This is a genomic window from Streptomyces bicolor, from assembly GCF_000719285.1.
GTDB lineage: Bacteria > Actinomycetota > Actinomycetes > Streptomycetales > Streptomycetaceae > Streptomyces > Streptomyces bicolor.
This window is the reverse complement of record NZ_JOFS01000073.1, coordinates 1-11282: the sequence shown is the minus strand read 5'-3', so window position 1 is coordinate 11282 and position 11282 is coordinate 1. Positions and strand designations below refer to the sequence as shown.

Sequence of the window (11282 nt, the reverse complement as noted above, 5' to 3'; positions counted from 1 at the left end):
CTCCACGCCCGGGTCGGTGGCCGGCAGCGAGGCGAGCGTCTCGTCCTCGTCCACCACCACCAGCACGGGAGCGTCCGGCAGGCCGCGGCCACGCATCGCGGCATCGGCCAGCAGGACGGGCGCCCACCCCGTCCGGGGACCGCAGCACCTGCGCCGCAAAAGCCGCCTGCACCGAACCGGCACCGATCAACGCCGCGCTCGAATCGACCGACCGATCGTCGGCGACATCAACAGCACCCGCAGCACGCATTACCCATCACCGTCATTCGAGGTCGATTTCGTACGAAGTTCAGCCGGAGCGGTCGGAGCCGGCGAGACGCCGCTCATCCGCTCATCCTGTGGGTGTCCGAATCCTGGAGCTCCTCGCCCAACTCCTGCGCGAACTCCATCCAGGTCTCGGCGAATTGGCTGGCCAGCTGCGCCACCAGGCCACCGGAGTGCGGCGGTACCGCGGCGGCCAGGTCGGCCCACATCTGCTGGCCGATGGCGTTGTACTGCAGCAGGCGCAGCAGCTGGCGCCCCGATTCCCGCTGGCGCAGGGCAGGGTCACGCCGCAGCTTCTCCAGTACCGCGGCAGGGTCCGCCTGTCGCGGCTGCATGCGGCGCACCGTGGGGCCGGCCGCTACGGCGAGCGGCGCGCTCGAACGCTCCCGTGCCGCGGTGGTGCCGCTGTCACCCCGCTGCCTGGGCACACTGCCCGTCCCGCCGGGATCCTGGCCTGCCTCCAGGCGATTGCGGACGTCGCTCACCGTCATCGGCGAGATCCCCGCGATCCGCGCCACCTCGCGCAGCGAGGCCTGCGGATGCTCGGCCAGGACCTCGGCCGCGCGCTGCCGGCCCTGCACGCTGCTCAGCGGCCGGACCCGGCCGTCCCTGCCCACCCGCGCGTTCTCCTGGGGGTCCGCGCAGGAACGCCGGCGGATCGCCGCCACGGTCTTGGCGCCGAGGCCCGAGGCACGGGCGATGGACCGGTCGGACATGTGCGGATGGGTCGCCACGATCCTTTCCGCGGCAGCACACCGATCGGCCTGGGAGAGGGGAAGACCGTGCGTGACGTTCGCCTCGACGCCGCGCAGGAACGCGTCGTCGGCGCTGCCGTCGAAGAACCGTACGGCGATGGTCTGTTGACCGCGCAGCCGGGCGGCGGCGAGGCGGTGCATCCCGTCGATGACCCGCATGGTGCGGCGGTCCACCAGGATGGGCGGAAACTGCTCCTCGGACTCGGCCAGAATGCTGATGTGTTCTTCGTCCTCCCCGGTGGACCGGGGGGACTCGCCGGCTGTCAGCACGGCGACAGGAACCTCGGCGGTCTGTGCGTACGTCGCTCTCACTGGGTCGGCCTCCGAAGATCCACAGCGATGCACTGGGCGACAGTCCATCCGGCCATGGGCGGGGCCTGTCCCAGCACGCGTTGCATGAGTCGATCGACCTGTTGCTTGGCGTGGGCCAGGTCGCATGCCCTGACGAAGACCGTGATGCTCAGGTCCTCGGTGCCTCGTGTCACCGTCAGGTGCTCCAAGCAGTCCTGCGGCAAGGCGGCCGCCCAGGTCAGGCTTTCGACCGCAGCGGCGTTGGGGACGAACTCCCCGGCCGGCTGGGACGGGGTCAGGTGTACGACTACGGGGAGCATGGTGGTGCCTCCTGCTCAGCCGATCCGGCGACGCGGGGCGTGCTTCCCGGTCCCACCGGCGATGACGAGCGGTGTCGGAGGACAGGTGGCGACGACAGCAGCGGCGCGAGGCATGGCGGTGCTCCTGTGGGGAGAGGCATGGGTCTATCGCCTGGCATCCGGCCGGTTCAGCGGCCGTTTCTCGGTGGCGATGGAGAAAGCTTCCCCCGCCGTGCACCCCGCTCGTAAGGACTTGTGGCTGGCAGGAAATGCCCGGGCCGGTCAGTGCCAGTCGCCGGCTCCTGGAAATGCGATTGACCAGCGCCTTTGCCGCATTGGCACACACCGGCCAGGCCTCTAGCGGCCAATCCCCTGAAAGGCCCCCGTCGCGGCCCTCTTCTCGAGGAACGGCGTCCATCTGCGGCACTGCGGCAGTTGGACGCTCCGTATCGCTCCGTATCGCGGAGGGGGAACGGGAAGTGCGTACACGCGCGTTCGTATTGGACGCGACCGGCGGAGGCTTGGAGTTCTCCCACCGGCCGTGCAAACCTCACTCCAGAAGGCCACTGGGCCACTCAACGGGGTGATCGTGCGCACAGTGAATCGTTCCTGTTTGCGTTGCCGAATTCTTTCGCGCCTTCCGTCCGCCAAGGACGAGAAACTCCGTGTGCAGTCGCAGGGAACAGAAGGAGTCACGACATGTCCAATCCTTTCGAGAACTCCGAGGCGGAGTACCTCGTACTGATCAACGATGAGAAGCAGTACTCGCTCTGGCCGAAGTTCATCGAGGTTCCGGCCGGCTGGACCGCCGTTCACCAGAGCGATCGCGCATCGTGCATCGACTACATCAACGCGAGCTGGACGGACATGCGGCCGCACAGCCTCGTCCAGCAGATGAACGCAACGGCCTGAAGCAATGGCTAATTCGAATGCGTCCGTTTTCGGCGGACTGTCCATCGACCATGTCGAGTTCTACGTCCACGACACCGCGGCTGCTGCGGCGCAGTTCATAGACAGCTACGGATTCGAGGTCTACGGCGCCTCCGAGCCTGCCGAGTCCGTCACGGGCATCCGTTCGGTGGCGCTCGGCAAGGACCAGATCAGGCTGGTGCTGACGACGGCGCAGGGTGCTGACCACCCCGCAGCCGCCTACGTCGAGCAGCACGGTGACGGGGTGGCCAACATCGCGCTCACCACCCCCGATGCCAGGAAGGTGTTTGCCGAGGCGGTGCGTCGGGGCGCCGCCGCGGTGGCGGAGCCGGCCGAGCGGAACGGGCTGGTGACGGCCTCGATCAAGGGCTTCGGAGATGTGATACACACCTTCGTGCAGCGTCCGGAGAACGAGGATGTGCGGAAGCTTCCGGGTTTCTCGCCGGTTCCCGGAACGGGCCCGCGGTTCGACAGTGGACTGCGTACGATCGACCACTTCGCCATCTGCCTGGAGGCCGGCCAGCTCGCGCCTACGGTGGAGTTCTACGAAAACGTCCTGGACTTCCGGATGATCTTCGAAGAGCGCATCATGGTGGGCAGCCAGGCAATGGACTCCAAGGTGGTCCAGAGTCGATCCGGTGATGTCACGCTCACCCTGATCGAACCCGATACCTCGTTGGAGCCCGGGCAGATCGACGGGTTCCTGAAGAATCACGGCGGGGCCGGCGTCCAGCACATCGCTTTCACCGCCGACAGCATTGTGGAGTCGGTGGGTCTGCTCAAGTCGCAGAATGTGTCTTTCCTCGGCACTCCGGATGCCTACTACCGGATGCTGTCCGTGGATCTGACCAAGTATTCTGTTTCCGAGCTGAAAGAACTGGACATCTTGGTCGACGAAGACCACGACGGCCAGCTCTTCCAGATCTTCACTTCCTCGGTCCACCCGAATCGCACCTTCTTCATGGAGGTGATCGAGCGCATGGGTGCCCGCACTTTCGGGAGCGGGAACATCAAGGCGCTCTACGAAGCGGTCGAGCGACAGCGGGCCGACGCGGAGGCTGAGAAGTAATGGCACAGGCGCAGCCCGTGTGCCTGGAAGACCTGCAGCAGTCGGCCGCCGCCCGTTTGGCGCCGCCGGTGTGGGACTTCATCGCCGGTGGCAGCGGCAGGGAAACCACCCTGGACGCCAACCGTGCGGCACTGGACAGCGTGTCACTGGTGCCCAGGGTGCTGGCGGGCGTCAAGACGAGCGACACCGGTGCGCAGTTGCTGGGCACTTCGGCTGCGCTGCCGCTCGCGGTCGCGCCGATGGCGTACCAGCGGCTGCTGTGGCCGGAGGGCGAACTCGCGGCCGCGGAGGGCGCTCGGGCGGCGCAGGTGCCCTTCGTGGTCAGCACGATCAGCAGCACTTCGCTGGAGGAGATCGCCGAGGTCGGGGCGGACCTGTGGTTCCAGCTGTACTGGTTGCACGACCGCGGCCGGATGGTCGAGCTGATCCGCCGCGCCGAACAAGTCGGCTGCCAGGCCTTGATGGTGACCGTGGATGTCCCGATCATGGGCCGTCGGCTGCGCGACCTGCGGAACGAGTTCACGCTTCCCGTCTGGATCCGCAGTGCCAACCTGGAGCCCGAGGGTCCCTCTGCGGCACACTCACGCCGGGCCGGCGAGTCAGCGGTGGCCGCGCACACGAAGATCGCCTTCGACTCCACATTCGACTGGTCCGACCTGGAGTGGATCCGGGAGCAGACCCGGCTTCCCCTGGTGGTCAAGGGAATCCTCGCTCCCAGGGATGCGGAACAGGCGGTCGGACTCGGGGTCGACGCCGTGGTGGTGTCCAACCACGGTGGCCGGCAGTTGGACGGCGCGCTGCCCAGCATCACCGCACTGCCCTGGGTGGTCGAAGCGGTGGACGGGCGGTGCCAGGTCCTGATGGACAGCGGTGTCCGCAGCGGCACCGACATCCTGCGAGCGCTGGCGCTGGGCGCCGACGGGGTCCTGATCGGGCGTCCGGTGCTGTGGGGGCTGAGTACAGCCGGGGCTCAGGGGGTCACCCAGGTGCTCTCGATCCTGCGGACGGAACTCGAGGAGGCCCTCCTCCTGGCCGGCTGTGCCGATCTGGCCGCCGCGCGCGCGTTGCGCACGCTTACTCGCTGAATCAACTTCGGAAGGAGAGGAATCCATGCCTGAAAAGAACGACCACGAGTTCGACGTGGTCGTCGTCGGTGGTGGGCCGGGCGGTTCCACCGTTTCCACCCTGGTGGCCATGCAGGGTCACCGAGTTCTGCTGCTGGAGAAGGAGGAGTTCCCCCGGTACCAGATCGGGGAGTCCCTCCTGCCGTCGACGGTGCACGGTATCTGCCGGCTCCTCGGTGTCTCGGAGGAGCTGGAGAAGGCCGCGTTCATGCCCAAGCGCGGCGGCACCTTCCGATGGGGGCGCAGCCCCGAGCCGTGGACGTTCTCCTTCTCCGTCTCCGAGACCTTCTCGGGCCCGACCTCGCTGGCCTACCAGGTCGAGCGGATGAAGTTCGACCAGATCCTCCTGGACAACGCACGCAGCAAGGGCGTCGAGGTCCGCGAGAAGAGCTCCGTGGTGGATGTGATCGAGGAGGACGGCCGCGTCAGCGGGGTGCTCTACGCCGACGCCGACGGGGTCCGGCACGAGGTGCACAGCCGCTTCGTGGTGGACGCCTCGGGCAACAAGAGCCGCATTCACGGCCGGATCGGCGGTACCCGGCACTACTCGGACTTCTTCCAGAACATCGCACTCTTCGGGTACTTCGAGGGCGGAAAGCGGCTTCCCGCGCCCAACTCCGGCAACATCCTCTGCGCCGCCTTCGACGCCGGCTGGTTCTGGTACATCCCGCTCACCGATGAGCTCACCAGCGTCGGCGCGGTACTGCGGCGCGAGTCCCTGGACCGGGTGCAGGGGGACCGGGAGAAGGCTCTGATGAGCCTGATCGACGAGTGCCCGCTCATCGCGGAGTACCTGTCCGAGGCGCGCCGGGTGGAGAGCGGGCCCTACGGTGAGATCCGGGTCCGCAAGGACTACTCGTACTGCCAGGACAAGTTCTGGCGACCCGGCATGGTCCTGGTCGGCGATGCGGCCTGCTTCATCGATCCGGTCTTCTCCTCCGGCGTCCACCTCGCCACCTACAGCGGTCTGCTGGCCGCTCGCTCCATCAACTCCTCGCTGAGCGGGGGCCTCGAGGAGGCGAAGTGCTTCGAGGAGTACGAGGCGCGGTACCGGAACGAGTACTCGCTCTTCCATGACTTCCTGGTGGCGTTCTACGACATGCACCAGGACGAGGACTCGTACTTCTGGACCGCCAAGAAGGTCACGAACAGCTCGGCACCCGGAGTCGAGTCCTTCGTCGAACTGGTCGGCGGTGGAGCTTCGCACGAGAGCGGTCTGGTCAACGCCGCTTCCTACGCCGAGCAGCGCGAGTCCACGTTCCGGGAGTTCTCCGAGCTGGTCGACCAGCCCGCGGGCGAGGGCGGAACGGAGCGCGACCTGTTCGACTCGACGCTCGTCCAGTCCGTGCTCGAGGAGGGGGCCAAGATCCAGCTCCATGCCTCGCTGGGCGAGGTTCTCGACGACGAGGGTCCGATCCGGGACGGCGGTCTGGTGCCGTCCGCCGACGGAATGCACTGGGCGGACTTCCGCTACTGACCTTTCCAGGCAGTCGGCGGCATGGGGGTTTCGGTGATGCGAACGATGGCTGTGGTCGGCACGGGCCTGATCGGTACGTCGATCGGACTGGCCGTGAGCCGGCACGGGATAAAGGTGCATCTGCTCGACCAGGACGAAGTAGCCGCTCGCACGGCCGCCGCGTTGGGGGCGGGAGTGGCTGGTCCTTCGGACGAGCAGGTCGACCTGGCGGTGATCGCCGTACCGCCGAGCGCGGTCGGCGGTGTGCTCGCGGAGATGCGGGCACGAGGGCTGGCCCGGAGCTACACCGACGTGGCCAGTGTGAAGGCACAGTTGGCACGGGAGGTGACCCCGTCCAGCTACGTCGGTGGACATCCTCTTGCCGGCGGTGAGCGAGGCGGTCCGCTTGCCGCCCGCGCGGATCTGTTCGAGGACCGGGCCTGGGTCCTGACGCCGTCGGAGTCGACGTCCCAGGACGCGGTGAACCGGGTGCTCGAAATGATCGCGTTGTGCGGGGCCGTTCCAGTGATCATGGGGGGTCGCGCGCACGACGACGCGGTGGCGTTGACCTCGCACGCTCCTCATCTGGTGGCCAGTCTCATGGCCGCGCGACTTCAACACGGTTCGCGGGACTCGTTCCGGCTCGCGGGGCAAGAGCTGTGCGACGTGACGCGGATGGCTGTCAGGGACACCGGGCTGTGGAGCGACATCCTGCAGGCCAACGCACCGGCTGTCGCCGGAGTGCTCCGGGAACTGAGGGACGACCTGACGACACTGCTGACCACGCTCGACGACCTGTCCGGCGAACCGCAGGACAACAGGAGTCCGAGCCTGGAGCCGATGGTCGACCTGCTGAACAGAGGTGCTGCCGGACTGGCGGCGATTCAGGGATGGCAGGGTCCCGACCGGCAGGCGCACCTGGAGGTCCTGGTGCCGGAGCGCCCCGGGCAGTTGGTCCGCCTGCTGGACGCGCTCAAGGAATTCCGGGTGGAGCCGGAGGACGTGGTGCCGCGGTACTCCGCGGAAGAAGGAACGTTCTCGGTCATGTTCGCGGTGCCCGCGATGCGGGTCGGCCAGATCGTCCTGCAACTGGGCCGTGCCGGTTGGAATGCCGAATCCGTCGACCCGGTCGCCGGCACGCCCTGTTCAGCCTGAATCAAAGCCTTTTCGAGAGAGAGGACAGGTGAATGTACGCACAAGAAGGATCCATTGCTGACCCCCTTCGCGTGGCTATCATAGGCACGGGAAACATCGGCTGCGATCTGCTGCTCAAGGTCATGGCCTCGCCCCAGCTCCGGTGCGAATCGTTCGTCGGCCGACGCAACAGCTCGCCGGGTATCGCGCTCGCGACTTCTCACGGCATCCCGACGACGGCCGGCGGAATCGACGCCCTTGCCGAGATGGCGGACCGGATCGACGTGGTGTTCGATGCCACGTCGGCCCAGGACGCGCTGTGCAACTGGAAGATCCTCGAGGGCCTGGGAATTCCGGTCATCGACCTCACGCCGGCGCATCTTGGTAGGTTCTGCGTCCCGGCACTCAACCTGGAGGAGTGCCTCGACGAGCAGAACGTGTCCATGGTGACCTGCGGCGGACAGGCCGCGGTGCCCATCGCTCGCTGCTTCAGCGACGCCTCCGACGGCGGCCTGGGATACCTGGAGATCGCCACGGCCAGCTCGTCGGCGAGTGTCGGTCCCGCGACGAGGGCGAACATCGACGAATACGCTTTCACGACGCAGCGGGCCACCTACGAGTTCTGCCAGGTGGACACCGCCAAGACGATTCTCATCATCAATCCGGCGGAGCCGGGAATCGTCATGCGGAACACCATCGCGGTCCCGGCTTCCGAAAAGATCGATATGGAAGCGCTGCGCGTCTCGGTCGACGCCATGGAGAAGCGGATCAATTCCTATGTCCCGGGCTATCGCGTTGTCGTTCCGCCGGTGGCTGTTGACGATCGCATCATGGTGACCATCGAGGTGGAAGGCCTCGGTGACTGGTTGCCGCGCTACGCCGGGAATTTGGACGTCATCACCTGTGCGGCAGTGGCTGTCGCCGAAGGACGGGCGGAGGCACGTCGATGAGTGCACATGCCGAGCGGCAGCTCAAGATCTGTGACACGACCCTGCGGGACGGAAATCACGCCGTATCACACCAGCTGGGTCATTCGGACATCTCCTCCTATGCCAAGGCCGCAGAGCTCGCGGGGGCCGACCTCCTTGAGGTCGGGCACGGCAATGGACTCGGCGCCTCGTCCATCCAGGTCGGACGTGCCGCGCTGACCGACAGGGAGATGCTCGAAGCCGCGCGCGCCCAACTGAAGAACACGCGGCTGGGCGTCCTGTCCATCCCGGGGATCGCGACGGTCGAGCGAGATCTGAAGCCCGCGCTGGAGTGCGGAGTCGACGAGGTCAGGGTCGCTGCCCACTGCACCGAGGCGGATGTGACCCGCCAGCAGATCACGATGCTCCGGGCGATGGATGTGACCGTCAAGGGCATGCTGCTGATGAGCCACATGGCGCCGACCGAGACGCTCGTCAAGCAGGCGCGGCTCATGCAGGAGTACGGCGCACACGCGGTCATCCTGATGGACTCGGCCGGCGCGTACACCCCGGCTGTGGTTCAGGACAAGGTCGGCGCGCTCGTCGAGGCACTCGACATCGAGATCGGCTTCCACGGCCACAACAACCTCGGCCTCTCGGTGGGCAACAGCATGGCGGCCGTCAAGGCCGGCGCGACCATCGTGGACGTGACGGCGCGCGGCTTCGGCGCCGGGGCCGGCAACGCACCGCTCGAACTGGTCGCCGCGAACCTGCACCTGGAGCGGATCGAGACCGGGCTCCAGCTGTTCGCGGCACTCGACGCGGCCGATCTCGCGGAATCCACCTTCGTCAAGGTCATTCCGACGAACGACAGCGTCACCATCGCGAGCGGTATCGCCGGTGTCTTCTCCGGATTCGCCGCCCCCACCCGCCGCGCCGCGGAGCGCTTCAAGGTGGACCCGCGAGAAATCCTGATGGAGCTGGGCCGCAGGGGCGTCGTCGCAGGTCAGGAGGACACCATCATCGAAGTGGCGATGGGTCTCGCCGAGAAGAACTCGCTGTACGACGTCATTTGATGACCTTTCAGCAAAAACAAGGAGTACAGGTGAACATGAATTCCGTGCGTGAGGCGGGAGCGGATTTCGCGGCGGTCGCCGCGCTGCTGCAGATCGCCGCCGAGATCGGCGTGGACGAGGTGCTGGACTCGGGCCGCACCTTCGGCGCCGCGGATCTGGCCGGGGCGACCGGTCTCTCCGAGGACAGTCTCAAGGGCTTCGTGCATGCGCTGTCGGCCGCCGGGCTGCTCACCGCCGAGGACGGGAACGACCGGTACCGCCCGTCCGACGACTACGCGGACTGGCGGCACGAGGTCGGGTACCTGTCCTGGGCGCTGACGGCCAACAGCCCGTTCCTGCAGAACGCGCGGGCCTTCCTCACCGACAGCGAGTCCGCCGCCGACGCCTACCGCCGCGACGGCCGCCGGGTGGCGGTCAGCTCGCGCTGGATCGGGGACCGGACCTTCTACCCCGCCGTTGTCGACCGGGTGGTGGCCGCCGACGCGAAGCACGTCGTCGACCTCGGCGCGGGCGCGGCCGGTCTGCTCATCGACCTTCTCGTTCAGGACGACCGCCGTACCGGTGTCGCCCTCGACCTGAGCGCGGGTGCCTGCGCTGCTGCGCGAGAGGCCGCGGGACGAGCCGGCGTGGACGGCCGGCTGCAGGTCGTCGAGCGGTCGGTCGAGTCGCTGATCGCCGATCCCAGCCCGCTGGAGGGGGCGGATGTCATCCAGGCCTGCTTCGTGATGCACGACGTCCTGCAGGACGAAGCCGCCTTCGACGACGTGCTGCGCACGTGCCACAAGGCCCTCGCGCCCGGCGGGCTCGTGGCCGTGGTCGACGCGGTCTCGTACGGGCAGGAGGACCGCGAGCGCAAGTTCAGCGCTCTCTTCACCTACCTGCACTCGACCTTCATGGGAGTCGAGCTTCCCACCGAGGACCAGTGGGTCGAGAAGTTCCGCAGCGCGGGCTTCTCGAACGTCGAATGCGTCTCGCAGGTCATGCCGGGTGGCCGGCTGTTCCTGGCGACCAAGTAACTCCCCGAGGACGAGTCATGCTGCATGGTCCCCACGCCGTTCACGAGCGGATAGCCGGCGAACTGCGGAACGCCAAGAACGAGCGCAAGCCGATACCGCCCATCTCCGCCCGGTATCCCGATTTCACCGCGCAGGACGCCTACATCGTCCAGCGTGCGCTCCGTGCCCTTGAACACAAGGACGGAGCGGTGCACGCCGGGTACAAGGTCGGCGCCACAAGCGTCGCGATCCAGGAGATGTTCGGTGTCGATGAGCCGGATTTCGGGTTTCTGACCGAAGGCATGCTCCTCGCCGACGGCGCCGGCCTCGATCCGGAACGGTTCATCTCGCCCAAGGTCGAGGGGGAGATCGCGTTCCGGATCGGCGCCGACCTCTCCGGTCCCCGCACGACGGCCGCGGATGTCCTGGCCGTCACCACCGAGCTCTACCCGGCCCTGGAGGTGCTCGACAGCCGTATCGAGAACTGGGACATCGCGTGGGTGGACACCGTCGCGGACAACGCCTCGTCGGCCATGGCCGTCCTGGGCAAGGGCGTTCCCTTCGACGGGCGCGACCTCGCCGCCGAGACGATGGTGTTCGAGTCGGGTGAGTCCGTCCTGACGGCGAACGGTTCGGCCGTGATGGGGCATCCGGCGGAGTCCGTGGCATGCCTGGTACGCATCTTGGCCTCTTTCGGCGCGGGGATCGGTGCCGGCGACGTGGTCCTGGCCGGATCGCTGGCCGCAGCGATCGATCTCGAGGCCGGCGCCACCGTCAGGGCGTCATTCGGGTCCTTGGGATCCGTATCCCTTTCTATGCGCAACACATGCGAGATCGAAAGAAGGTGATGGGTAATGCGTGCTGCGGGTGCTGTTGATGTCACCGACGATCGGTCGGTCGATTCGAGCGCGGCGTTGATCGGTGCCGGTTCGGTGCAGGCGGCTTTTGCGGCGCAGGTGCTGCGGTCCCCGGACGGGGTGG

Annotated in this window: 11 protein-coding genes; 9 read left to right on the top strand and 2 right to left on the bottom strand. The window is 67.3% G+C overall.

The genetic code is table 11. The features are described from left to right. Positions 1 to 323 precede the first annotated feature (323 nt). On the bottom strand, positions 324 to 1331 hold the full coding sequence (locus IF78_RS0142355) for a ParB/RepB/Spo0J family partition protein (protein ID WP_037642837.1): 1008 nt from the start codon (positions 1329 to 1331) through the stop codon (positions 324 to 326). Further along, on the bottom strand, positions 1328 to 1630 hold the full coding sequence (locus IF78_RS0142350; protein ID WP_031488058.1) for a hypothetical protein: 303 nt from the start codon (positions 1628 to 1630) through the stop codon (positions 1328 to 1330). Before IF78_RS0142350 ends, IF78_RS0142355 begins: the two co-directional genes overlap by 4 nt. 678 nt (positions 1631 to 2308) lie before the next feature. Between IF78_RS0142350 and IF78_RS0142345 the strand changes: the two genes are divergently transcribed. From IF78_RS0142345 to IF78_RS0142305, 9 genes are all read left to right on the top strand, one after another. Beyond that, positions 2309 to 2521 carry an MbtH family protein gene (locus IF78_RS0142345; protein WP_031488057.1) on the top strand — a complete coding sequence of 71 codons (213 nt, stop codon included), beginning with the start codon at positions 2309 to 2311 and terminating at the stop codon, positions 2519 to 2521. 4 nt (positions 2522 to 2525) lie between these two features. After that, positions 2526 to 3608 (top strand): 4-hydroxyphenylpyruvate dioxygenase, encoded by a 1083-nt coding sequence (hppD, locus tag IF78_RS0142340; RefSeq protein WP_031488056.1) that lies wholly within the window; start codon positions 2526 to 2528, stop codon positions 3606 to 3608. Further along, positions 3608 to 4693, top strand: coding sequence for an alpha-hydroxy acid oxidase (locus tag IF78_RS0142335; RefSeq protein ID WP_031488055.1), 1086 nt, complete (start codon positions 3608 to 3610; stop codon positions 4691 to 4693). Before hppD ends, IF78_RS0142335 begins: the two co-directional genes overlap by 1 nt. Positions 4694 to 4718: 25 nt before the next feature. Further along, positions 4719 to 6209 carry a tryptophan 7-halogenase gene (locus IF78_RS0142330; RefSeq protein WP_031488054.1) on the top strand — a complete coding sequence of 497 codons (1491 nt, stop codon included), beginning with the start codon at positions 4719 to 4721 and terminating at the stop codon, positions 6207 to 6209. A gap of 36 nt (positions 6210 to 6245) precedes the next feature. Beyond that, positions 6246 to 7343, top strand: coding sequence for a prephenate dehydrogenase (locus IF78_RS0142325; protein ID WP_234440027.1), 1098 nt, complete (start codon positions 6246 to 6248; stop codon positions 7341 to 7343). Between the two features lie 71 nt (positions 7344 to 7414). Next, positions 7415 to 8272 carry an acetaldehyde dehydrogenase (acetylating) gene (locus tag IF78_RS0142320; RefSeq protein ID WP_199921478.1) on the top strand — a complete coding sequence of 286 codons (858 nt, stop codon included), beginning with the start codon at positions 7415 to 7417 and terminating at the stop codon, positions 8270 to 8272. Beyond that, positions 8269 to 9306: a 4-hydroxy-2-oxovalerate aldolase gene (gene dmpG / locus IF78_RS0142315; protein ID WP_031488051.1), complete on the top strand. Its 1038-nt coding sequence runs from the start codon at positions 8269 to 8271 to the stop codon at positions 9304 to 9306. Before IF78_RS0142320 ends, dmpG begins: the two co-directional genes overlap by 4 nt. A gap of 35 nt (positions 9307 to 9341) precedes the next feature. After that, positions 9342 to 10322, top strand: coding sequence for a class I SAM-dependent methyltransferase (locus tag IF78_RS0142310; protein WP_031488050.1), 981 nt, complete (start codon positions 9342 to 9344; stop codon positions 10320 to 10322). Positions 10323 to 10339: 17 nt separating this feature from the next. Beyond that, positions 10340 to 11149 carry a 2-keto-4-pentenoate hydratase gene (locus IF78_RS0142305; protein WP_037642831.1) on the top strand — a complete coding sequence of 270 codons (810 nt, stop codon included), beginning with the start codon at positions 10340 to 10342 and terminating at the stop codon, positions 11147 to 11149. The last annotated feature ends 133 nt before the right edge of the window (positions 11150 to 11282 follow it).

Coding starts and splice junctions, on each gene's coding strand:
- IF78_RS0142350 (WP_031488058.1), bottom strand. CDS start 1,630: ATGCTCCCCGTAGTCGTACACCTGACCCCGTCCCAGCCGGCCGGGGAG.
- IF78_RS0142345 (WP_031488057.1), top strand. CDS start 2,309: ATGTCCAATCCTTTCGAGAACTCCGAGGCGGAGTACCTCGTACTGATC.
- hppD (WP_031488056.1), top strand. CDS start 2,526: ATGGCTAATTCGAATGCGTCCGTTTTCGGCGGACTGTCCATCGACCAT.
- IF78_RS0142335 (WP_031488055.1), top strand. CDS start 3,608: ATGGCACAGGCGCAGCCCGTGTGCCTGGAAGACCTGCAGCAGTCGGCC.
- IF78_RS0142330 (WP_031488054.1), top strand. CDS start 4,719: ATGCCTGAAAAGAACGACCACGAGTTCGACGTGGTCGTCGTCGGTGGT.
- IF78_RS0142325 (WP_234440027.1), top strand. CDS start 6,246: ATGCGAACGATGGCTGTGGTCGGCACGGGCCTGATCGGTACGTCGATC.
- dmpG (WP_031488051.1), top strand. CDS start 8,269: ATGAGTGCACATGCCGAGCGGCAGCTCAAGATCTGTGACACGACCCTG.
- IF78_RS0142310 (WP_031488050.1), top strand. CDS start 9,342: ATGAATTCCGTGCGTGAGGCGGGAGCGGATTTCGCGGCGGTCGCCGCG.
- IF78_RS0142305 (WP_037642831.1), top strand. CDS start 10,340: ATGCTGCATGGTCCCCACGCCGTTCACGAGCGGATAGCCGGCGAACTG.